We start from the raw sequence: 25,080 nt of genomic DNA on the forward strand, positions 1-25,080 counted from the left end.
GCCTTCTTGGACTAGCAGTTAATCTAGGATGATAAAGTTGCAAAATTGCTTTAATGGCAAAATCTCGACGACTCGCTAAACTCAGTGCTTACTTACGACCCCATTGGCAGGAGGCATCTTTAGGCATTCTCGCTTTGTTGTCTGTCAATGCACTGGGCGTTTATATCCCTTGGTTGATTCGTGCTGGTGTTGACAAGCTCTCAACAACCTTCAACTGGAACCAAATATTACATTATGTAGTAATCATTGTCTTACTCAGTTCGGCGATGTGGCTAATGCGAATGGCATCACGCATTTGGCTATTTGGGGTGGGGCGTCAAGTGGAATTTGACCTGAAACAACGGATTTTTGAACACTTACTCAAGCTGGAGCCTGCTTATTTTGCTAGTAATACTGCTGGCGATTTGATTAGTCGGGCTACCAGTGATGTAGACAATATCAAACGGTTGTTGGGTTTTGCGGTCTTGAGTTTGGCAAATACAGCCTTTGCTTATGCTCTGACACTGCCAGTAATGCTAGCGATTAGTGTGGATCTCACACTAGCCTCCCTGGCAGTGTACCCTTTTATGTTCTTGTTGGTGAGTCTGTTTAGCACTCGCTTACGTAAACAACAAGCAACAGTCCAAGAGCAACTCTCTGACATCAGCGAACTCATTCAGGAGGATATCAGTGGCATTGCCTTAATTAAAATCTATGCCCAAGAAGCAAACGAGCGTCGAGCTTTTGCCAAGAAAAATCAGCAGCTATTGACTGCGAATCTAGAACTGGCAAAAATCCGAAATACATTGTTTCCGCTAATTGGCGGGCTAGCTAATATCAGTTCACTGATCATCATTTGGCTAGGGACAGCGCGGATGTCTTCTGGGACGCTTGAGGTTGGCGACTTTTTAGCACTGCTAATTTATGTAGAGCGTTTGGCTTTCCCCACAGCAATTTTAGGATTCACAATTACTGCCTACCAACGGGGTGAAGTTAGTATTGATAGGCTGGAATCTATTCTTTCTGTCACGCCGAAAATTAAAGATGCAGCCGATGCCATACATCTGCCGGTGGCTGAACTGAAAGGGGAATTGACAGCGAAAAATCTCACTTACAATTACCCTGGTTCAACTACTCCAGCTTTAGCAAATGTGAACTTTACCATTGCGGCTGGAGAAACTGTTGCTATTGTTGGGGCAATTGGTTCGGGTAAATCAACTTTGGCCAATGCTTTGCCCCGCTTGTTAGATATTGAATCAGGACAATTGTTTTTAGATGGGGTGGATATTACTAAGATTGCTTTGGCAGATTTAAGAGGTGCGATCGCCTACGTTCCTCAAGATAGCTTTCTATTTAGTACTACAATCAAAAATAATATCCGTTACGGCGATCCAGTTAGCGAACAAGAGCAGGTAGAATCTGTTGCTAAACTTGCCCAAATTGAATCAGAAATTTACAATTTTCCCCAGCAATATGAAACTATTGTTGGTGAACGCGGTATTACTCTTTCTGGCGGTCAACGACAACGTACTGCTTTAGCTAGGGCTATGCTGGTCAATGCTCCAGTATTAATTTTGGATGATGCCCTCTCTAGTGTAGATAATCAAACAGCCGCACAAATCCTCAAAAACCTCTCCGATGATACTAAACGCAAAACAGTAATTTTTATCACGCATCAATTATCAGCAGCAGCGGTTGCTGACCGAATTTTTGTGATGGAAAAAGGAAAAATTGTACAGATAGGCAATCACTTAGAACTTGTAAAACAACAAGGTTTATATAGAACTTTGTGGAGCCAACATCAAGTTGAGGAATTACTGCACTAGTGGTCTGTCCCATTAATTTTGCAGGGTTAAGAGAACGAACTGCATTCTTCGCGTTACCCCACCTCGGTTTTGTCTAAAGCCAAAACCGGGGTGGGTAGGCATTTGTTACCAATGCACAGTTGCGATCGCCTACTCTCTAGGAATTACAATAGGCTCGTTCTGCCAATGTGACATCTAACACGAATGGATTTTCATTACCCTGAAATTGGGCGATCGCATGACTCCGTTCTATCTCAGTAATATCAGGTAGGTCTTGCTGATTCCATTTACACAAAGTTTGACGCTGATTCTGAAAGTAATTTTCGTCTACTTTCTTAGCCTGATCCCGATAAATAGTGTAAAAGTAGAAAATTGCCCTGGCTATATCCCCTTTTACTTTCTCTCTAGGCTCAAATTTAGAAGATGCTGATTCGCTAAACTCGTCAATTGCACTAGTAGGAATTGTAGATTGGACAGTATCATTTCGATACCATTTCTTAGTACTTGTGTCGGCTATATCGTCGAAGGGTTTATTACCTCGCTCAGTATTAATATCTTCCCGCGCTGGAAACAGATGGTGAAGGTCACTTTTGGCATTACCTTTTTGGGCGCCTTTACTTTGTGGCCAAACGTGTTCGGTATTCAGTCCTAATTTGTCAGCTTCCTGACTAGGATCACCATTGCCACTTAAACGAATTGGGTAACTAGCATAAATATCTGTGACAATACCTGCTTGGTTGTCAATAACGCCGAACATTTGATCTCTGGCGCGATCGTAATTCAAACTTTTGCTTGGCGTATACTCCTTAGCGAGTTCTTTCACTAAAGCAACTTTGGATAATTGAGGCAATATAATCGCCGAATCACTTGCGGGAGTAGGAGTAGGTTGAACAACAGGAGGAATACTTTCAGAGGTGGACTGATTAGCAGGCAATGTAAACGCTGCAATCACAGGATCGTGGTCGCTGGCCGGTTGACGAAAGCCAACATTAACATGCACAATGTCAATTTCTGGTTGAGCAGCACGAGAAAGATTTTCACTGACTAACAAATGGTCAATAAGTTGATTATTTCCACGGAATTTAAAACTAAAGCGATCGCTAACAGGTAAACGATCCGTCAGATTTTCTAGAATGTTACCCTCTAAGGTCTTCAGAGCTAAGGAATCTGGTAAATCGTTTAAATCACCCAGTACAATTACTTTAGCTTGTGGGTCAGCTTCCAGTAGTTGCGCGACGAATCCATTCACGATTTCGGCTTGTTTGACTCGTTTAACATCGCTGGGAGAACCTCCAAGCTTGGAAACAAAGTGATTAGCAATAATAAACAGTTTTTGCTCGTTAAAAATAAATTCTGCTACAAGTGGCTTGCGGCTGTCATCGAAAGCAGGATTCGTGGGATCAATCCGACCTGGATTAAGCGAGAGATCGAGACCATTTGCACCTTGAGTAATAGTCACAGCATCTAATGAGCCGCCTTTTTGGGGCAGTTTTGCTAGAGTTATCCGGCTGGGTTGAAACAAGAAACCAACCCGGATATTTCCTCCGGGTTCTCCACCATCTTGATCGTCGCTGGGCGGAATATCAACAAAATCGTATGTTGGACTACCAATATTTTTGAGCGCATCAATCAGTTTTTGGTAAGTCTGATTTGCATTAACAACGTCATCATTGGTTGGCCCGTTGTTATCCTGAACTTCAATTAAACTGATGACATCTGGTGCGTTCAAATTATTGCCAATAATTTTAGCAATATTATCAAAGCGTTGGTCTTTGTCTTTAGGGTCTAAATTCTCCACATTAAAAGTTGCAACAGTCAATGCATCCTGTGACTTTTGCAGAGATGTTGTTTCCCGTTGTGCAACTGAAGGTAAAGGCGTTGGCAATTGAGCTATTGGACTAGCTTGTAGCGGATTAGTCCATACAAAAAAGATGAGAGTAATACTAAGTAGTAGCAATTTGATGAATTTCATTCTCTCTTTCAATGAAGATATTTTCTAGATTAATCTTCTTCTTGATAGAGTTCAGTTAAGATAAGTTTTAAGTTAGGTAAAGGGGAACATCCAATTTTGGAAGAAATACTAGGTTGAAGAACAATTCAGAAGTTAGAAGCTTTATAATAAGCCTGGATTTGCATATAGTATCTGTTTAATTAGCTGAATAAAAAGACCACTAAAAAAAATTACTACGCAAAACCTTTCCTCTCCGACTCGGAGGTTGTTTGAAAAGTCTATATTTAGGGAACTCCAATAAATAAATTATCCAATATTGTGGGGTGGGCATCTTGCCCACCTTATGGACTGGGCGGGCAAGATGACCACCCCACGAGAGTTAATTGAATATTTTTTTATTTGTCAGTCCCTTATTACTCATCGGGCGACTTCCAGTTGCCTAATACTTTTTTTACTACGTTAGTTTTTTGGAGTAGATGGGTAGTATAGATTACCGAAAAAACTAATTTGGACTATAGTGATGTTCAAGACTAAATTATCAGAATCCTCTGTCTCAAAGGAACTTCATACCTCGAAGTTAATGCATCGACATATTGGGGCGATCGCAGCTTTAGTTTTAATTAGCTTACTGAGTTCATTGAGTGGTACACCAGTTGACCACGCCATCTCTAACGCCTGGGAAGGCTTTCTCTGGGGATTGGCAGATCCAGTAATTAGCTTAAATTGCTTAGTTGGTATTGTGGCGATTGGCTTACTCTCATCTGTATTTGTTCGTGGCGCTGCGATCGCTGGATGTTTTATCTTCGCAACAGTTTTGGGCATTGTAATTCATTTATTGCAGCTAGATTTACCAGGCACAGAAATAGCCATCGCTATTTCTACCATTGTTTTTGGTACTATGCTGATGATGCCAAATCAACTAAACTTTCTGGTGCTTGCTCTGGTGGGCATTAGTGCTGGTTTATTTCAGGGTTACGCGAATGCTGAATCTATTATTAGTGTAGGAATAATACCAGTAGTTGCATATATACTAGGTATTACCTTAACTCTGTTTGCAGTTGCCATGAGTGCTAGAGAAATTGGTGTTGGGATGGGTATGGGAGAAATCAACCGAATTTTATCCTGGAAAATGAGCATTGCTGGCTTCGCTTTGTGTGCGATCGGCATCGTGTTTTTGAGCAATTCGATCATTTAAATCACATATTTCAATTCAGTGGAATACATTCATTCGTGGGGGCGTACAGCTAACTGTGTGCCCCATTATGTTTTTGGACTAAAAATTTTCCTTTATCTATGCTCAAAAATTAATTATGTTAATCTGTTTCAGTGTATATGTAAAAGAATTAGCCATTAATTTTACATAATGAGGTTTGAAATTGTGGTGTTTGAACCTGAAGATATTCTAGAGGGAAGTCGCTCGATTCGTCCCCTTCTTCCAGAAATTTTAGGAGATGATGCGGTTCAAGTAGACCGCCAATTGTCTGAACTATTGGCACAAGCTAAAGCAGGGGAGCCAGTTCATGAACCGATTTTAGCAATGCTCAAAAGTTACCCAGATACTCGCAACTGGATAGCTGAGTTTCTCAGTAAAAAACAGGTATCAAAAGGTTTTGAAGAACTTCCAGGTAAAAGTCAACCAATATCCGCTTCAAAATATAGATGTCCTGAAGGGGACGATTATACTTGGTATCGTCGCGTTGTCGGAGCAAAGATACCAAACTGTCCGACTCACAATGTCCCACTAATACCTGCTGATTAGTTACAAAATATGCCAACCAAATTTTTGGAAAGTCTGGGTGGAAAGCTGGCAGAAAACTGGGCTGCGAACATACTAACACCAGCCTTTGTTTTCTGGATTGGGGGATTACTAGCTTGGGTGTGGCGTTTTGGTAGAAAACCCTTGGAAGACTGGCTTAAACTGCAATCAGAATCTTTGTTGATTGCTGTGATGGTAAGTGGTTTGCTGATTATTGCTGTCTCAGCTTTTGTGGTTCAAAGGTTCGATTTATTTATTCTCAGATTTTTAGAAGGCTATTGGCCTAGTTGGCTGTCTCCCCTACTTTTCTTACGACGCTGGATGATACAGCAAAAAAAGCATGAATTTAAACGAAAAGAAAATCGTTGGCAAACTCTGGCTAATCAAAAAAATAAACAAATAACTGACGAAGAATTAGAAGAATATGTAACGCTGGATGGACAACTTATGCAGTTTCCATCTCAACTTAATAGGTTAATGCCTACAAAGTTAGGTAATATTCTCAGAGCATCTGAAAGCCGCCCTTCTGATAAGTATGGCTTAGATGCTGTAATTTGCTGGTCTCGCCTCTGGCTACTATTACCGGATGGAGTGAAGAAAGAATTACAGGAAGCACGGTCAAATCTGAATACAGCAGCCCGTTTTTGGCTGTGGAGTTTGCTGTTTCTCGTTTGGACTGTTTGGGCTTGGTGGGCTATCCCTGCTGCTTTTCTGGGAGCAATCTTTGCTTATTACTGGGCAGTTGATGCCGCAAGTGTCTACTGTAATTTATTGGAATCTGCGTTTGATTTGTATCGCTTAGAACTTTACAAATCTCTTCGTTGGCGAATACCTATTAATCCGAAGCAAGAAAAAGAATTAGGTCAGCAATTGACAATTTATTTGTTACGAGGTTTAGATGGCGACAGACCAATATTTACGCCTCTAAAGGAAAAGTGACTCTCATGGGTAAATATTTAGTAAGGAATATTTACTCGATTCTTACCTGTGAAAATACAGTTAAAATCAAACAATAGCTAGGATATTGATAAATTTTCCAGAACTTTTACAAAAAGCCGCATATTAATGAGTAAGGATGCTTTAGTTGTTGGTATTAATAAGTATAATATTCCAGGATTGTCAGCGTTACGATCGCCTGCTAACGATGCTGAAGCGATCGCCAAGCGACTCAGTGAAGCTGGAAATTTTCGTGTCAAGCGATTGCCACAATTCCTAGATCCGTTTGAAGGTGATGCACCACGCATATCACCAAACCAGGAAGTCAAGGTGGCAGATTTAGAGAAGGCTTTAGAGGAACTATTTGATCCTGAAGGCAGAAGCGTTCCAGATACAGCCCTTTTTTATTTTTCTGGGCATGGTCTTCGTAAAGGTCGGCGCAAAGAAGGTTTTCTAGCTACTAGTGATACCGATTGTGATGGGAACTGGGGACTGCGATTAAAGTGGCTGCGTGATTTATTGCAAGACAGCCCAGTAAGGCAGCAGATTATTTGGTTGGACTGTTGTTACAGTGGGGAACTACTCAATTTTACAGAAGCCGATCCAGGCGATCGCGGAAATACACGCGATCGCTGTTTTATTGCCGCTTCTAGAGAATTTGAGCTAGCCCATGAAAACGTGAGCGGAGCTAGCAGCGTACTCACTAGCGCGATTTTGCGCGGATTTGACTTGGCTGATGTATCTAACCAATGGGTCACGAACGAAACACTAGTAACATTCTTGCGGCAGGAATTAGAAACAGCACCCCAAAAATTCATCTCTAACAACTTGGGGTGTATTAATCTCTTTTTTAGGAAAGAAACAACAAATAAACAACCTGTTCAATCTACTGTACAAACTCCGAGTCAACCAAATCAGACAGATAAATTAGCAGAGCAATTACGGGCTTGGTTCACTGCCCTACGTTATGGCTTTGAAAAAGGTGAAATTAGCAATGAAAATTATTTTGAGTGGATTATTAATGTCAATAACCCTATAGAGAAAAAGGGGTATAACCGAGTTTTGGTGCGCGGCATTACAGGAGAAGCCGGAATGGCAGATGTTGCTGCCTTGCGACAGTCAGTAAATGCTCGAAAAACAGATATAGGTTGGCTAATCACCAATCGCCGTGTCAGTCGCGCTGCTAAAGATGAGGTGAGCAAGCAAGAAAATCAAAATTTATTTTGCTACACCCTTGATGAGTTGCTGGATAGGGATGCCGATTTTAATGTCTACCTCAACTGGTTAGAAAATGAAATCAAGCAACGGGGAATTGACCGCACTTATGTACCCCTAGCTTGTACCAAAGAGGAATTTGATCCCACCTCAAAGCAGAAAATGGGTATGAGCCGCTACGATCAAACTGATGGTGGGATTGATGGTTATGTTGAGCGCTGGCTTGATGATCCTGCCAAAGAACACCTTTCTGTTTTGGGTGAATTTGGCACTGGCAAAACCTGGTTTGGGTTGCATTATGCCTGGACTGCCCTGCAACGCTATCGGGATGCTCAACGCCGGGGAGTAGAACGTCCACGTCTACCATTAGTCATTCCTTTACGGGACTATGCCAAAGCAGTCAGTGTAGAATCGCTATTTTCGGAATTCTTTTTTCGCAAGCATGAAATCCCACTGCCTGGTTATTCTGCTTTTGAGCAACTCAACCGCATGGGTAAAGTGTTGTTGATTTTTGATGGCTTTGATGAAATGGCAGCTAGAGTCAATCGCCAAGAGATGATCAACAACTTCTGGGAACTAGCCAAAGTAGTAGTACCAGGGGCAAAGGTAATTCTCACCTGTCGCACCGAACATTTCCCAGAAGCTAAACAAGGAAGGGCTTTGCTAAGTGCAGAGTTGCAAGCTTCTACAATTAACTTGCCTCTAGAGACACCGCGCTTTGAAGTGCTGGAATTAGAAAAATTTGATGACGAGCAAATTCGGCAAGTATTAGCGTTTCGTGCTGAACCAGAAACCGTAGAACAGATAATGAGTAATCCGACATTGCGGGATTTGGCACGTCGTCCCGTAATGACGGAACTAATTATAGAAGCTTTGCCAGAGATTGAGGCGGGCAAGCCAGTAGATATATCACGGGTATATTTATATGCTGTGCGGCACAAAATGGAGAGAGATATCAAAACCAACCGTACCTTTACCTCATTGGCAGACAAGCTCTATTTTTTGTGTGAGTTGTCCTGGGAAATGCTCTCAACAGACCAGATGAGCATGAACTACAAAGAATTTCCCGACCGGATTCGGCGTTTATTTGGTTCTGTAGTCGAGGAAGAAAAAGATTTAGACCACTGGCATTTCGACATGATGGGGCAAACAATGCTGATCCGTAATGCGGAAGGAGACTACAGCCCCGCCCATCGTTCGTTATTGGAATTTTTTGCTGCCTACAAGCTGGTGGCAGAGTTAGGCCTTTTAGCTCGCGATTTCACAGAACTGGCTCAAGCACAGTCTCATTTAGATACTGTTCCACCACAAGATTACACTTGGTCAGAATACTTTCAACGACAATGCGGGGAAGATAAGCAACCGCTCCCAATCGCACCGCTAAATTCATTCGCCAAAGCATCTTTAGAAAAATTATCTAATTATTTTGGTACGGCTCCCTTAGCAAAAGCTGTACTGGATTTAGCTGTGCCAATGTTAAATGAGCAAGTATTTAAACAACGGTTGCTTACACTAATTCAGTCAACCCGTGGCAGAACTCAGACTCAGGTGGGTTATATGGGTGGCAACCTGGTGAAATTACTAATAGGAAGAAATCCTTATAGTCTAGAAAATTCTGATCTCAGCCATACTGTTATTACAGACGTAAACTTTGCTAATGCCAGCTTGCGGTGGATAAATTTGATGGAAGCGGATCTGACGAACTCGGTCTTTGCGCCAGTTCTAGGAACGGTCTTGTCGGTGGCATTTAGTGCTGATGGCAAAAAATTGGTGATTGGAGATAGTAAGGGTACTGTACAGGTTTGGGAAGCATCCTCTGGCAGAGTCTTATTGTTCCTTCAAGGGCATAATTCTAGGGTCAATTCAGTGGCGTTTTCCCCCGACGGTCAGCGGATTGTCAGTGGCAGTAATGACAAGACAGTACGGTTGTGGGATGTGAATGGTCAGCCCATTGGTCAACCCTTTGTCGGGCATAAAAATCTGGTCAATTCAGTGGCGTTTTCCCCCGACGGTCAGCGGATTATCAGTGGCAGTAATGACAAGACAGTACGGTTGTGGGATGTGAATGGTCAGCCCATTGGTCAACCCTTTGTCGGGCATAAAAATCTGGTCAATTCAGTGGCGTTTTCCCCCGACGGTCAGCGGATTGTCAGTGGCAGTAATGACAAGACAGTACGGTTGTGGGATGTGAATGGTCAGCCCATTGGTCAACCCTTTGTCGGGCATAAAAATTGGGTCTATTCAGTGGCGTTTTCCCCCGACGGTCAGCGAATTGTTAGTGGCAGTGATGACAAGACAGTACGGTTGTGGGATGTGAATGGTCAGCCCATTGGTCAACCTTTTGTCGGGCATGATTCTAGGGTCAATTCAGTGGCGTTTTCCCCCGACTGTCAGCGGATTGTCAGTGGCAGTAATGACAAGACAGTACGGTTGTGGGATGTGAATGGTCAGCCCATTGGTCAATCCTTTGTCGGGCATAAAAATTGGGTCAATTCAGTGGCGTTTTCCCCCGACTGTCAGCGGATTGTTAGTGGCAGTAATGACAAGACAGTACGGTTGTGGGATGTGAATGGTCAGCCCATTAGTCAACCCTTTGTCGGGCATGATTCTAGGGTTAATTCAGTGGCGTTTTCCCCCGACGGTCAGCGGATTGTTAGTGGCAGTAATGACAACACAGTACGGTTGTGGGATGTGAATGGTCAACCCATTAGTCAACCCTTTGTCGGGCATAAAAATCTGGTCAATTCAGTGGCGTTTTCCCCCGACGGTCAGCGAATTGTCAGTGGCAGTGATGACAAGACAGTACGGTTGTGGGATGTGAATGGTCAGCCCATTGGTCAACCCTTTGTCGGGCATAAAAACCTGGTCTATTCAGTGGCGTTTTCCCCCGACGGTCAGCGAATTGTCAGTGGCAGTGATGATAAGACAGTACGGTTGTGGGATGTGAATGGTCAGCCCATTGCTCAACCCTTTGTCGGGCATGATTCTAGGGTCAATTCAGTGGCGTTTTCCCCCGACTGTCAGCGGATTGTCAGTGGCAGTAATGACAACACAGTACGGTTGTGGGATGTGAATGGTCAGCCCATTGGTCAATCCTTTGTCGGTCATAAAAATTGGGTCAATTCAGTGGCGTTTTCCCCCGACTGTCAGCGGATTGTCAGTGGCAGTGATGATAAGACAGTACGGTTGTGGGATGTGAATGGTCAGCCCATTGGTCAACCCTTTGTCGGGCATGATTCTAGGGTCAATTCAGTGGCGTTTTCCCCCGACTGTCAGCGGATTGTCAGTGGCAGTAATGACAACACAGTACGGTTGTGGGATGTGAATGGTCAGCCCATTGGTCAACCCTTTGTCGGGCATGATTCTGGGGTCTATTCAGTGGCGTTTTTCCCCGACGGTCAGTGGATTGTCAGTGGCAGTTTTGATGAAACCATCCGTATTTGGGATGCAACTACTGGCGACTGTCTGCGGGTAATTAGCTATAAACTGTGTGCAGGGCTGAATATCACAGGTGTAACAGGGCTAACGTCAGCACAGCGCGTAGCATTAAAACTAATGGGAGCGATTGAACACGCTGATACACCTCTGCGCTAACCTAGAGGCTATATATAAATAAAGGGTTATGACACCTGAAGAAATTGCGGCTACGCTCACAGAATTATTTGGTACATCGGCTGTTCTAGTCATTGCTCCTGGATCGTGGCAAGTAGACACTCCTACTTTTCGGCTGTTAGTGCTGCTTTCCGAAGATAATACTTGGCTGCGAGTTTTACTGCCTATTGCGCCCATCCAAGAAGCCCAGCCATTTTTAGAACAGTTTCTAGAAGCTAACTTCGATGACACTCAAGAAGTACGTTACGCTTTGTATGAAGGGGTAATTTGGGGGGTGTTTCAACATCACAGTAGCACTTTAGTCAGTGCAGATTTGTCCAATGCAATTAACCGACTTGCATCTCTCTATCAAGCCAGATTAGATAATGTCTTTAATCGACTAATTGAAAGCCGCATCCGGCAAATTATTCAGGCAGCAAAACAGCAAGGGCAATCTCTGCAAGCGACTATGCAAAGCTTAGAACGCTTTTACGCAGAAGGAATGATGGGCGAAATCAATCAAACCTCAGAAGGGCGAGAAGAAGTCCTAAGTGCTTGGCGGCGTCAGTTAGAACGTTTATGGAATGAAGGTTAATTTCCATTTTTCAGTTTTCATATTAAACCAATTTACAGATATATTTATTTCTCATGGATATCATTGAAATCCTCAAAGAAGACTATCAAAGATTCCCAGTCAATCAAACTTATAATATTTATGCTCCAGACGTTTATTTTCAAGACCCGCTGAATAAATTTCGTGGTGTTAAACGTTATAAAGAAATGATTAATTTTATCCAAACTTGGTTTTTAAATCCCAAGATGGATGTACATAATATTCAACGTTTAGGAGACACAATCAAAACTGAGTGGACACTCAGTTGGAATACTCCTCTCCCTTGGAAACCAAGGATCTCTATTCCTGGTTGGAGTGAATTAGGTCTTAATTCTGATGGTTTGATTGTCTCCCATATCGATTATTGGAACTGTTCGCGCCTAGATGTGGTAAAGCAACATTTATTTCTTTCAAAAAGTTGATTATCGAGCCAGGGTTTAAGAGGTTGTTTGAAAAGCCCAGGCGATTAGGGACTTCCATATAAAAAAATATCCAATTAACTCCTGTGGGGTGGGCATCTTGCCCGCCCAGTTCATAGGGCGGGCAAGATGCCCACCCCACAATAGCCACATCCAAGCTCGAATGCTCCCCCTGCCTCCTTCAATAAAATGAAAGTGCCAGTTATTGATTATCGCCAAGAGAATGCTGCTAATTCACTATTGCCGAAATCCTCTATTCTCTCAAGTTCTGGGTGGAGTCACCTGCATCTAGAAGTTTACCAACAGCCAAAATTTGAAATCGCGGAACATCAACATACGATGCATGTCATTGCTTGTGGGCTTCTTGCCTCACCAGGAGAACTACAAGATCGCAAAATGGCTTCAGGAGAGCGATGGTTAGATGGAAAGCTGGAGCCAGAAAGGCGCAGAGATGGAGATATTGCAATAATTCCGGCGGGGATTTCCCATCGCTGTAACTGGAATACTTCAGTTGAGTTTATGGTTTTGGCAATTGAACCTGCACTTCTCCAACTGGTGGGTCAGGATTTTGTTGGTGGCAGAATTGAACTCACGCCTCGGTTTATGAGTCAGCAAGATGTGCTAATTCAAGGAATTTTTTCGAGTTTGAGAGATGAATTAGAGTCAGGTAAAATTGGCGGTGATTTGCTGATTGACAGTCTCAAAACAACATTAGCAATTCACCTTTTACGGAACTATTGCAGCACGCAACCAAAGCTTTCTAGTTATTCAGATGGATTATCTCAAGGAACGCTGCAAAAAATCACAGACTATATTCATGACTATCTCTATCAAGACTTGAAGTTGATTGAATTGAGTGCGATCGCACAACTTAGTCCCTACTATTTTCTACGTCTGTTTAAGCAACGGATGGGAATCACACCCCACCAATACATCCTACAACGCCGAATTGAAAAGGCAAAACATTTGTTACAGCACAGCAATCTGAGCATTGCGGATATTGCAACGCAAACAGGTTTTTCCGATCAAAGCCATTTGACTAAATGCTTTAAACGCCAGGTTGGTGTCACACCAAAACAACTCCGACAAGAGCGATCGCAATAATATACTAAAATCCCGCAACTTTCTTCTAGAATCCTCAATTGCTAATTTTTAAGCTATTAACAACAGATTCTATCGGAGAAAGAAGAATGCCAATTGAACAAACCAAGGTGTTAATTTCCACACCAGATGGACAGATGCCCGCTGTTTTGTTTACACCAACTCATCCTGAGCCTCAGTCTGCCATTCTACTGCTGATGGAGGCATTTGGCTTAACGTCACATATTCAAGATGTAGCAGCCCGAATCGCTCATGAAGGATATGTAGTCATCATCCCCGATCTATATTACCGCGAGTTGCCCGACAACAAATTTGGCTACGACGAAGTTGATCGGGCAATGGCCATGATGTGGCGCTTGGATTTCGGCCAGCCAATGGTAAACGATATTCGAGCCGCATTAGCCTATTTAAAGTCACACCCAGCAGTGAACCCCCATCGCATCGGCGTAACCGGATTCTGTCTGGGTGGCGGTTTAACCTTTTTCACAGCTTGTAAGTTATCAAAGGAAATTGCCGCAGCGGCTCCCTTCTACGGTATGGTTGCTGATGAGTGGATTGATGCAGTGAAAGATATTACAGTACCTATCTATCTATTTTTTGGTGGAACTGATCAGTTTATTTTAGGCGATCGCATTCAACAAATAAAATCGCGGTTTCAAGAACTGGGCAAAGACTACACCCTAAAAGTTTATCCCGATGCGGGGCATGGTTTCTTTTGTCACGAACGATCCGACTACAATCCCTTGGCGGCGGAAGATGCTTGGCATCAACTTACAAGATTTTTTAATCGACACCTGCGAGGAGAACACTAAAAGTTATGTCATATCAAGTCTGCTTAATCGCTGATACCATTTCTTTGTGAAACTGCGCCAAACTTTCTTTCTTCTTTGTGTCCTTTGCGCCTTTGCGGTTCGTTCCTCATACATCCTCTAAAATAGGGTTTCATACTCAACTTGAAATTGATTTTCATCCCCCAAATTAGTTGAGCCTCGCATGAGAATTTCGTCATTGAGTCGATAAAGCACGTTGTAACGGAAAGAGTCATCGCTAGAAAGAGCGCGTGATAAAGAGGCAGAGAAATTTCTATTGATGTTAAACACACCTTCTGCTGATAAATTAAGAACTGAAGTTCTTGTTGTTTCATTGGTAGATGGAGTCGGAAATATCCGAAATTCACTAAAACCAACAGCCTGTCCGATCGCAGTAATAGTTCCTTGTAAACTACCTAAAATGGTAGAACTAGCGAAATTAGTCAGCCCTTGGCCTGCATCTGTTTGACCGAAAGAACCGAGAATTGAGCCACCCAGCAGAGCAACTATTTCTCCTTTACTACGGCTAGGTTGACTCGTTAATTCTAAATTGTCGCCCAATTCACTAGCTGGCCCGTTTACAGTAGCTTGAACGGTAACGGTACGTAAAGTTCCAAAGTTGTTTACAGAAGCATCGCTGACTTCCGCAGACAGTGGTGATTCCAAAATTCGACTGTTTATTGCTGATGCTTCCGGTACAATTGCAGTCAGTCGGACATCCAAAGTCGGGTCAAGTCCTTGACTTGGAATAAATCGCGCAGTTTGTTCGTAGCCCCGTGCTAAGGTGAACTCAGTAGAAAATAAGCTGACTCTTCCTCCTGTCAAACGAATGACTCCTTCAGGAAGCGGCTTGGCTAATGTACCATTAATGGTCAAATCGCCTTTAGCGTCAAAGCTCAATAGGGGCTGACTCAATGCGGCTCCTCCTGGTACAAAGCTTAGTAAAGACTGAGTGGTAACACGAATATCCTTGTCTAAAATCAACTTTAAATCTGCAAATTTTATCGGTAGATTGGGTGGAGTTGCTGCGCTAGTGCTTCCGCCTGCTGTCGCCACTGGGTTAGCGCTTCCGTCTGCTGTAACTACTGGGTTAGCGCTATTCTCTGCTGTCGGTGTAGCGTTAGGGTTAACCTCTTGTCTATTTAGATTTATGACGTTAGTATTAGCCTCTGCTGTCGCTGCTGGTTTTTTATTAGCAGTAGCCGAGTTTCCAATAATCACCTGACCATCACTCAGTTTAATCTCTCCACCAATTACAGGTTTTAACGCTGTTCCCCGAATCACGATATCACCACCGACACCACCTTCATACAATCCTGCAAGCTTAAAATTGAGTTTGTCTGCGATTGATACTGTTAGAGGATTCGCTGCGGCTTGCTGAGAATCAAAAATTGGCAGGATGCCTGATGCAGTCACCTGTCCTTGATTATAATTACCTTGGATATTTTCAACGCTTACCGTACTACCATTAAATTGCGCTGTTCCAGTAACATTCGTGAGGGGATCGGATAAAGCTTGAGCGCGAAAGGTAGCATTATTAAGTGTGGCATTTCCGTTAATAATTGGTTCGTTTAAAGTACCTTGAATATTTAAATCTACTTTTCCTTGACCGTCTACCCAAGCAACTTGATTGTTAGTCAACAGATTTAATAGTGCTAATCCTTCATTTTGCACATTGGCGTTGATGCTGATTTGATTGCTATCCGGTTGCACGTCAGCAAAAGGTAAGGGAGCCGGTACGCTACCTGTAATGGCGACTGGCTGCGTTCCTGTCACTAGCAGGGTACTATCAAAATTCAAACGAGCTTTGTTGTAATCAAAGTTCACTTCTCCTGTTTGCACAGGTTGTTTGTTAAGAGTCGCATCAGCTAAAGTTACTTTGCCTTTTGCACTAGGGTCTTGTAAACTACCCGCTATGGTGGCATCAGCATTGACATTACCAGTGATATCTATGGGATATTTTTCGATAAAAGGTTCTAAAAGTGATAGAGGTAAACTTGCTACATTCAACTTTCCAGATAGTTGCTCAGTTCCTAACTGTCCTGAAAAAGCCACTAGTCCTTGATTTATCCCAATACTCAAGGGCGAAAGTGTGACGATACCATCGGCGAAATTGCCTTGAGCAACTACTTGATTGATGGAATATTCACCCCATTGCCAGTTTGCACCTTGAAAATTAAAGCCGACATTCAACCCAGATTTTAACGAGCCATTGGCTGTAATTGCTCCGCTTAAAGCACCTGTTAATTCTGCAAGGCTAGGCAAAGATCGAGTTTGTTTTGTTTCTACTTGCTGTTGTTTGGCATTGGCTGCTGTAAGATTCGAGAAGTATGCTAGCTGTGTTTTCAAATCTGCATTGGGCAAACTGATAGACTCGGTGTTAAGTGCTTCGGCTCCCGCTAAGGTGGGAGGCTGCAACCCGCTACCAAGGTCTTGAAAGTCGAAGATATTAAACGCTTGTAAAAGTCTCTGGATTTTGGCTTGAGCAAAATTAGCTTGGAATTGGAATTTTGGGTCATTCCCTGCTTGCACATTGCCACTGAGAGCGATGTTGCTATCGCCAATCCGCAATAGACCATTAGCCAAGCTAGCAGTACCATCGGCATAATTAATCCTGCCGCGAAATTCATCGGCTGCAACTCTGGCAACACGAGGCCCTGCGATCGCCACATCCCCCGCAATGGCATAATTATTCAGATTGACAACTAAATTACCCGATAATTGTCCCGCCAAAGGTTTCAATTGATTGTTAGGTAAAAAGCCGCCAACCAGAGCGATGGGAAACTGTTGGGCGTTGATTATCAAGTTATCTCCCTCAGTTCTACCCGTAGTAACTGCCTCATCGCGTTTAACTAAAAATGAAGTGGGACGATAATCTGCGCCTAAGTTAAGCGCAATCCGATCTTGTTTCCCAGCTAATCGCAGACTTCCTCCTTGTCCGCCTTGAAAATTCACGTTTCCAGTTAAAAGTCGGTCAAAGGCCAAGTTACTGACATTGAAATTCCGCAGTCGGATATTCCCCTTAGCTTGCGGTACATCTGGAGTACCTGTAACTTTTCCATTAAAATCTAGTCGTCCTGCTATTGCTACGTCCCCAGGAACTTTAAAGCCAGTATTTTGTAAGTTGAAATTCTGCGCCAGTACATTTAAATCAAATCCGGCAATTTGAGGTGCGCCAGTTGGGGGAGACTGAATAGCGATCGCACCATTCGCACTCAATCCTGGGGTACTTGCGTTTTCAACGATAATCTGCTGTCCATTCCACTGAAATTGAGCGGTGAGCGGTTTTGCCAGCAACGCTACCCCTTGGGATAGGCGGATTTGTCCGGCGGCGCGAATATCAGCAAGCTGGAAAGATTTTGTTGTGCCTGCCAACTGAATATTACTATTGAGCCGTCCTCGTAGTTGTGGTGAGAACCGGTTGAGTTGAATTTGAGAAGTTTGGACACCCCCTTGCCAACGTTCTTGAGCAACTTCACCTCTGGCTCGAATTGTCCCGCCTGCGACGTTCAAAACCGCATCGGGGAAAAGGATATTCTCTCCTTGTTTGGTAACAACAACCCGTCCGGTTGTGGGATAGGTGGCGTTGGGCGCTTGCACTCGTGCGACTGTTTGCAAGTTGCTCAAAGTACCGGAAATATTGGCATTTGCTGAAACATTCCCAATGGTAATGGAGGGTGAGGAATTGTAGGCTTGTGCGATCGCATCCCCTGGTATATTTTTTGCTTGCACATTCAACGCTACCCTACCTTGGGGTGCAAGCTGAACTTGACCGCTAGCTGTAACTTGCCCTCCCACATCTGGATTTGCTTGAACGCGAGAAATATTGACGTTTAACGGTGTACCCAGAGAACCAGAAATTTTCGCGTTCGCAGATATACCACCAACATTAATTGGCGTTGATATACCATAAGCTTGAGCGATCGCATTTCCTGGGATACCTTGAGCTAGTATATTTACACCTACTTGACCTTGGGGAGCTAGTTGAATTTGACCATTAGCCGTGATTTGCCCTCCGGCTGCTGGTGTTACCCGAACATTGGAAACATTAAGGTTCAAGGGTTGTTTGCTAAGTGAGCCAGAAATTTGAGCTTTTGCAGAAACATTGCCAACTGCGATCGGTAGAGTCACACCATAGCTGCGTGCTAGTATATCTCCTGATATCCCATCAGCTTGAGCATTAAATATTACTCTATCTTTGATTCCTAGATTAGCTTGACCACCACCTATAATTTGACCACCAGCTGCGGGGACTATTTTCAGATTGGAGACAGCAAGTTGAGATGCAGTTTGAGAGACATTCAACCGGAAATCAGTGTTGATACTTTTAAATTGAAGGCGGTCAATTTGAATAGGTTTGGTATTGCTTACTGTACCAGTGAGGACAGGTTGCTGAAGTAGACCTAATACCTGAATATTGGCTTGAATTTCGCCACTAGCTGGGACTGACGAATTGACTTTCAGAGTATCTAAGATATTTTTCGCACTAACTGGTTTGATCTGAGCGGCAACATTAAAACCTGTTTGAGAATTAATTGTTCCATTAGCCAGGATGGGAACTTTGCCAAAGTTCGTACTCAAATTATCTAAAGCAACTGTCTGACCTTGAAATAGAAATCTCCCATTAAAATTAGAAATTTGCTGAGGAATATTGGGGATTTTGGCAGTGATTTGATTAGCTGTCGCTGTTCCTGTAATTGCGATGTCTGACAGTTTTGGTGGAATCTGAACGCCTAAATCAGCATTTAAATATCCTGATTGCAAAGCGATCGGTAACTGAATTAATCGAGTAATATCAGATGCTTGTAAATTTTGTGCTTGTAGTTGGAGGTTAGTTTGTTGAGCTTTTATTTGGGTTTCGCCAACAATTTTAACAGCGCCTCCCTTGGTGAGTTGAGTATTGATGTCATAACCAATCCTTTGATTTTGGTCTGAAAATCGGGCAACACCACCAACATGATCTAATATTACTGAGCCTTTCGGTTTCGTCGGTGCAGCGAATGGCATCAACTCGACATCGCCATCTTGAATTTGCAGTGTTTGCAACTCAATTTGAATCAAGCCTTGTCCTCCCCCAGCCTTAATTTGGGTTGTCACCCAACGACTATCTTTATCCTGTTGAATGTAGACATTAGGCTGAATTAAGGTGACATTTAATGCTAGTTTTCGGGTAAAGAGAAGTTGCAATGGCGAGAACTGCACCTCTAAAGCTTTTACTAACACCCGATCTTTATCGGTGGGAGTTGCTGGTATCGATAGAGAGCTAAATCTCAGACTAGTTAGCGAAAAACGTTCAACTTCCCCAACTTTGACTGGACGACCCAACAATTGTTGGAGATTTTGCTGTACTAACGGGGCTAAATCTTTATATACATAACTTCTTGCCCACCAAAAACCAACTATAATTCCAACTAGCAAAACCCCACCTACAGCTAAACTGGTACGTCGTAAAAGCAGGAGCCACAGACGAGGATTAGATGGTTCCTGATTGTTTCCTGAATTTGGAGATCGCGTCATGATTGTTACCAGTACCAGTACTTTTTTCTAGGTGAGGCTAGAAATAGGCTAGTTGCAGTTGTATTAGCAAGTCACAAGCTATGGTTTCACAATATTAGGACTTACGCAACAACCTTAGGTTACACTACTTTTATTCCCCAGCATTTTTAGTAGTTTTCTGGCAGCTAAAACGCCCATAACTCCTGCGCCAACTACTTCCACTGCTTGGACAAGTTTTTTGCCCACATCATGGGGGTCAAGGTGACGGTGAAAAATCTCTTCATCTAACCATTCACTAGCAGCTTTGAAATCATGAATTGGTGTCGGTAATAGCGTTAAATAAGTGCCTTGGCGGATTAAATGCCCTGATTCGCCTGCAACTTCAAAAACATTGAAAAGGTTAGCAGCAGCATTATTTAACCCCAATTTTAAGAGAGTTCCACGGATATTTACCTTTGCTGGTTTGAGTTCTTCGCCGAAAGCGATCGCTTTCAAATTTTGGGCAATATTGGCTCCTTGTTGATAAGCAACTTGGGCTGTTGGCGGTAGTGAGTTATCTGGAACTGCTGCACAATCCCCGCCGGCAAAGACTTCTGGAAAGTCCAGTAGTTGCATTGTGGAAGTAACTAGGAGGCGATCGCGACGATCCCGATGTTCTTGAGAAATTGGTAAATCTTTAATTAGTGGATGAATAGAAGTACCAGCTGTCCAGATTGTGGTATTCGTTGGCAACGTCTCAATTTGCTCATTGTGCTTATATTCAATGGCGTTAGCACGAATCTTAGTGGCTTCTGCACCTCTGATAATTTCAATTGGAATCGTGCGTTTTTGTAATTCTTTTTCAGCAATTGGGCGCAGAGGATCGTTAACATCACCATTGAGGATTTCTTGACCGTGATTGAGCAGTACCACTCGAATTTCATCAGAATTTCCTCCCAAAGCGGTATACCAATGTGGCACTAAATCAGCTAGTGTAGCTGCCATTTCTATACCACTTGCACCACCACCAACGATTACTACTGTTAACAGTTGACGACGTTGTTCTATATCTTCAGTTTGGATTGCTTTTTGCAAACAGTCGCCTAAATGTTGGTCAAGAGCGATCGCATCGGCTTCTGTCCAAAATGGAAAAGCATATTCTTTAGCACCTTCAAGATGATGATAACCAGTAACACTACCCAAAGCTAATACTAAATTACTGTAGTTGTAGGAGTCTCCCGAAGCTAATTTGACTTGTTTTTGATGTAAGTCTATAGATTCCACTGCATCTTGAACAAAGATGACTCCACTACCTTTAAGCAATTCCGAAAAACGCGGTACTACTTGAAAAGCATCCATCTCGCTACTGAAATATTCGTAGAGTAACGGCTTAAAACAAAAGCGCTCATTTTGATCGATCAAAATTACAGAGCGAGGATAATGTTCGTGAGCTAGGTTTAAGGCGGTAAATAAGCCGGTGAAGCCACCACCGACAATCACAGTTTGGTAAACTGGGCTGTTCATAAAATATCTCCAGAGTCTTGTAAAATCAGGAATTTGCTAGGATGTTATACGTGAAAACTCAAAAAACTTGACCTTAGTAGTCTGTCCCATTAATTTTGAGGGATAAAAGAACGAACCGCATACTCCTACGGAGAAGCAAGAAGGACGCAAAGAGCGCAAAGGAAGAAAAGTTAAGAATGAGTTCACCCATTATATTTAATGGGACAGACTACTAGAATACCGATTCAGTAATAAAAAAATGAGTAATCAATTAAAAGACTACAATCCCAGCGGCGTAGGTGAAATAAATGGCAACCTCTTAGGTTTACCCTGCGATTATGAGTCTGCAAACTTGATTGTCTTTGGTGTGCCTTGGGAAGTCACTGTTTCATACGGTGCTGGTACTGCTAATGGCCCACAGCGAATTCTAGATGCTTCAACTCAACTGGATTTGTTCGATTTTGATAACCCTGATGGTTGGAAGCAAGGAATTTTCATGGTGGAAATTCCCCAGGATATTTTAGAGAAGAATACATACTACCGCACCTTAGCAGCAAAAATTATTGAGCGATTAGCTCAAGGGAAGTCACTTTCTGATATGCCAGATTTAATACCTGTCTTGACAGAAATTAATCAGGCTAGTCAACAAGTTAATCAATGGCTGTTTAAAAATTGTCAAGAAGCAATTAATAATGGTAAGCAAGTTGCAGTCATTGGTGGAGATCACAGTTCGCCTTTAGGTTATTTCCAAGCATTGGCGGCTAACTACGCCAACTATGGCATTTTACATATTGATGCCCACGCAGATTTACGCGATGCTTATGAGGGATTTGAGTTTTCTCATGCGTCGATTATGTTTAATGCGATGAAAATACCGCAAATTTCCAAGCTGGTGCAGGTGGGTTTGCGTGATATTAGTCATGATGAAGTGCAAATGATTGACCAATCTAGCGATCGCATTATCGCTTATTACGACCCAGCCATCAAACAACAGCTTTACTCTGGACAAACTTGGATTGATTTATGCCGAGAAATTGTCAATCATTTACCTGAGTATGTTTATATTAGCTTTGATGTCGATGGTCTAGATCCAAAACTCTGCCCAAGTACAGGTACTCCTGTTCCAGGTGGATTAGAATTAGAGCAAACTTTTTGTCTGTTTCGGGAATTGGTCAATAGTGGGAGAAAAATTATTGGCTTTGATATCTGCGAAGTCGGTGATGCTGAATGGGATGGTAATGTTGGAGCGCGGATAGTTTACAAGCTAGCAAATTTGATGGATTTATCTCAGCGGAAGATTTGAAGAAGAATTCTATTCGATAATCAAATTAAACCTAACTCTTGTGGGGTGGGCATCTTGCCCGCCCAATTGATGCAATTTAAATATGGAACAGCTTAGACTTTTAAGGTGATAATGTTTGAATTTGTTTTCGCCCACAATTCGGCTTGGTTTTAAATTAATATTCATTATCAAATTTATTTTACAGCTATTTTCAGGTAAATAGACCACACAGTAGGGGCACAGCAATGCTCATTGGTGTCAACTTAACGTGAAAATAGCCTAGAACCAGCTTTTAGATATTGTCACCTTTGTCTCGTTGTCTCGTTGTCTCGTTGTCTCGTTCCCAGTCTCCGACTGGGAATGCTGTCTTAGAGGCTCCGCCTCCCTTACTGGCGGCAGAGCCGCTTTTGAGTTGCATTTCCAGCCTCCGGCTGGAAACGAGGTTTTAAAGGAGTTCAGCTTAAGTTGACACCAATGAGCAATGCTGTACCCTTACGACAGATGTGGTTAAAATACATGAAAACTGCTGCAAGTAAAATTACTGACAAAAGGCATTTATTTGATGTTAAATCATAAAGTAATATAAAAATTTTGGCAGAGAATTTTGGTCAAGAGTATAATTTCAGACATCATCAATGATTGTCGTGATGTTTATACTTACCCATAAGTAAATCAAACAGGTGCAATATGAAACTACAAGATTTTTTGGGAAAAGAGGATAAATGGGGATTCGAGGCGATCGCTGAAGATGCAGACTTATCTCGTCAGATTCAGGTATTGTTAATTGGTTTAGGTTTGCTGGAACCCCCAGCCGATGGGAAGTTTGGCCCTGTTTCTGTGATAGCTCTCAAAAAGTTTCAAGAATTAACAAAGACTGGAGAGAGTGACTTTGTAGGAGCAGTCACAGCCAAAGAACTGATTGAAACTAAACTAGACGATCTTCCTAAACCCCCCTTAAAACTTGGTAATGACATTGCTAGCAGGATTGTGAAATACTTGCAATCTAAAGATTACCAGGTATTCACCAATCCCAAAGAATACAATATTGTTTATATAGAAGGTATAAATGGAGACTGGACTCTCAATAGTGATGCACCCAATGAATTTAACGACCGGCGGATTGTTATTGAAGTCGTAAATGGTGTTCCCAAAATCGTAGATCACTGGGAAGCCACTACAGAACCAGGCAAGTACTACACTGATAATCCGATGAATCCCAAAGGAGCAGCTAGGATTCAGTTTGGACAATATAAAGCTTGGGCTGTTGGTACTCACGGCACAGCAGAACCTCACGAAGCATTAGTGCAAGTTGGAGATATCACTGTCTGTAGAGATTTGAACAAGGATTTTAAACGCACTGGCGACAAGCTTGATACAGGTGATAATTTTTACGTGAATCAACACTACGGCTTTGATTTTCCCCGGAGTGATATTCGTCGTGCCAGTGCGGGTTGTTTAGTCGGACGTACTCGTGAGGGACATAGAGAGTTTATGGCGATTATTAAACAAGACCGTCGTTATGTCGCTAATGGCAAATATACTTTCTACACTAGCGTGATTCCTGGGGATGATTTACTGAAAACGTTTCCAGGATAGAAACAATGGGTAATGGGTAGCGGTTTTTGTTGTGATGCAATTTGTGTTCTGGATGCACAACTGTCATTGGTGTCAACTTAAGCTAAAACCCTTTTCGTTTCTAGCCTCTGGCTGGAAATGCAACTCAAAAGCGGCTCTGCCGCGAGTTCGAGAGGCGGAGCCTCAACGACGAGCATTCCCAGTCGGAGACTGGGAACGAGGCAAAGTCAAATTAAGGTTTTGAAACCCACGGAGGTGGGTTTTATTTGTATAGACGCGGTTTCTAACCGCCCGTTTCACGTTAAGTTGATACCAATGCACAACTGTGAACCTCTACTGTGAGAAGTAATTTTGTCTAACCTTGTTCTTGTGGTTGCCCTATTTGTGCCGTCAGTTTCTCTTTATCTTGCCTGCGTTTTTTGGCGTAAAGTTGAATAGTGACTGCCATTAAAATAATCATGGCGAAAATAGCCCAGGCAGCGATATCTGTCGGTAGATTATTTTTAAACACAGCCAGCAGGACGATCGCTACTAACATAACTGTAGGTGCTTCATTTAAAGCACGTAATTGCTGACCACTCCAACGACACTCATCTACTGCTAATTTCTTCATCAGCCGAGCGCAGTAATGATGATAGCCAACTAAAATAGCCACAAACAGCAGTTTGATGTGCAACCAACCCTCTTTTAAAATATCCGGTTCAGTGCTTACTAAACCGATGGCCATTGCGATCGTCACGTACATTCCTGGGTTAGTGATGATATAGTAAAGGCGCTTTTCCATAATTTGATACTGATTTTTCAGTATCGTTTGTGCTGGTTCCGGTTCAAGGTTAGCTTCAACGTGATATATAAAAAGACGTACTAAGTAGAATAAACCAGCAAACCAAACTACAAATCCGACAATATGAAAAGCTTTAAACCAGGAATAAGCCATGAATCATAATCTCCTTTACTTGTAATGGTAATAAAAAGTAGTCAGGAGCCAGAATTCAGAATATTCCACCCGTGATAAAGATGGAATTTTAACAATAAATAACATTTGAATTCTGCCACTTAATCTTTCATTT

The 25,080-nt window shown here is 42.6% G+C and carries 16 protein-coding genes; 11 read left to right on the forward strand and 5 right to left on the reverse strand.

Annotated elements, in window-relative coordinates; translation table 11 throughout:
• The first annotated feature begins 53 nt into the window (after positions 1-53).
• A complete protein-coding gene (locus FD723_RS19690; protein ID WP_179066845.1) occupies positions 54-1,805 on the forward strand; it encodes an ABC transporter ATP-binding protein in 1,752 nt (583 codons plus the stop codon).
• Positions 1,806-1,941: 136 nt separating this feature from the next.
• Here the strand turns inward: FD723_RS19690 and FD723_RS19695 are convergent, their stop codons facing one another.
• Positions 1,942-3,756 carry an endonuclease gene (locus FD723_RS19695; protein ID WP_179066846.1) on the reverse strand — a complete coding sequence of 605 codons (1,815 nt, stop codon included), beginning with the start codon at positions 3,754-3,756 and terminating at the stop codon, positions 1,942-1,944.
• A gap of 499 nt (positions 3,757-4,255) precedes the next feature.
• Here FD723_RS19695 and FD723_RS19700 point away from each other — a divergent pair, with 499 nt between their 5' ends.
• The 8 genes from FD723_RS19700 (at position 4,256) to FD723_RS19735 (ending at position 14,178) form a co-directional block, all read left to right on the forward strand.
• Positions 4,256-4,930: a HupE/UreJ family protein gene (locus tag FD723_RS19700; RefSeq protein ID WP_179066847.1), complete on the forward strand. Its 675-nt coding sequence runs from the start codon at positions 4,256-4,258 to the stop codon at positions 4,928-4,930.
• Between the two features lie 168 nt (positions 4,931-5,098).
• Complete coding sequence (locus FD723_RS19705; protein ID WP_179066848.1) at positions 5,099-5,494, forward strand: hypothetical protein; 396 nt, start codon at positions 5,099-5,101, stop codon at positions 5,492-5,494.
• Positions 5,495-5,503: 9 nt separating this feature from the next.
• Complete coding sequence (locus tag FD723_RS19710; RefSeq protein WP_179066849.1) at positions 5,504-6,430, forward strand: hypothetical protein; 927 nt, start codon at positions 5,504-5,506, stop codon at positions 6,428-6,430.
• 126 nt (positions 6,431-6,556) lie between these two features.
• Positions 6,557-11,236 (forward strand): caspase family protein, encoded by a 4,680-nt coding sequence (locus tag FD723_RS19715; protein ID WP_179066850.1) that lies wholly within the window; start codon positions 6,557-6,559, stop codon positions 11,234-11,236.
• Positions 11,237-11,264: 28 nt separating this feature from the next.
• Positions 11,265-11,828 (forward strand): hypothetical protein, encoded by a 564-nt coding sequence (locus tag FD723_RS19720; RefSeq protein WP_179066851.1) that lies wholly within the window; start codon positions 11,265-11,267, stop codon positions 11,826-11,828.
• 53 nt (positions 11,829-11,881) lie between these two features.
• A complete protein-coding gene (locus FD723_RS19725; RefSeq protein ID WP_179066852.1) occupies positions 11,882-12,268 on the forward strand; it encodes a DUF2358 domain-containing protein in 387 nt (128 codons plus the stop codon).
• 186 nt (positions 12,269-12,454) lie between these two features.
• Positions 12,455-13,369 carry a helix-turn-helix domain-containing protein gene (locus tag FD723_RS19730; protein ID WP_179066853.1) on the forward strand — a complete coding sequence of 305 codons (915 nt, stop codon included), beginning with the start codon at positions 12,455-12,457 and terminating at the stop codon, positions 13,367-13,369.
• Positions 13,370-13,455: 86 nt separating this feature from the next.
• Positions 13,456-14,178 carry a dienelactone hydrolase family protein gene (locus FD723_RS19735; RefSeq protein WP_179066854.1) on the forward strand — a complete coding sequence of 241 codons (723 nt, stop codon included), beginning with the start codon at positions 13,456-13,458 and terminating at the stop codon, positions 14,176-14,178.
• A 117-nt stretch (positions 14,179-14,295) separates the two neighbouring features.
• Here FD723_RS19735 and FD723_RS19740 read toward each other — a convergent pair whose 3' ends face one another.
• Together FD723_RS19740 and FD723_RS19745 are read right to left on the reverse strand one after the other, a co-directional pair.
• Positions 14,296-19,692, reverse strand: a complete 5,397-nt coding sequence (locus FD723_RS19740; protein ID WP_179066855.1) for a translocation/assembly module TamB domain-containing protein — start codon at positions 19,690-19,692, stop codon at positions 14,296-14,298.
• A gap of 114 nt (positions 19,693-19,806) precedes the next feature.
• A complete protein-coding gene (locus FD723_RS19745) occupies positions 19,807-21,174 on the reverse strand; it encodes an NAD(P)/FAD-dependent oxidoreductase (protein ID WP_179066856.1) in 1,368 nt (455 codons plus the stop codon).
• 238 nt (positions 21,175-21,412) lie between these two features.
• On the opposite strand from FD723_RS19745, the gene speB reads away from it, so the two are divergent.
• A complete protein-coding gene (speB, locus tag FD723_RS19750) occupies positions 21,413-22,456 on the forward strand; it encodes an agmatinase SpeB (protein ID WP_179066857.1) in 1,044 nt (347 codons plus the stop codon).
• Positions 22,457-22,727: 271 nt separating this feature from the next.
• Here speB and FD723_RS42915 read toward each other — a convergent pair whose 3' ends face one another.
• Entirely contained in the window at positions 22,728-22,853 is a 126-nt protein-coding gene (locus FD723_RS42915; protein WP_256874868.1) for a hypothetical protein, read from the reverse strand.
• Between the two features lie 269 nt (positions 22,854-23,122).
• Here FD723_RS42915 and FD723_RS19755 point away from each other — a divergent pair, with 269 nt between their 5' ends.
• Entirely contained in the window at positions 23,123-24,031 is a 909-nt protein-coding gene (locus FD723_RS19755; RefSeq protein WP_179066858.1) for a peptidoglycan-binding protein, read from the forward strand.
• Positions 24,032-24,365: 334 nt separating this feature from the next.
• Here FD723_RS19755 and hemJ read toward each other — a convergent pair whose 3' ends face one another.
• On the reverse strand, positions 24,366-24,947 hold the full coding sequence (gene hemJ / locus FD723_RS19760) for a protoporphyrinogen oxidase HemJ (RefSeq protein WP_179066859.1): 582 nt from the start codon (positions 24,945-24,947) through the stop codon (positions 24,366-24,368).
• Positions 24,948-25,080 lie beyond the last annotated feature (133 nt).

Origin of the sequence: Nostoc sp. C052 (assembly GCF_013393905.1) — a bacterium.
Classification (GTDB): domain Bacteria; phylum Cyanobacteriota; class Cyanobacteriia; order Cyanobacteriales; family Nostocaceae; genus Nostoc.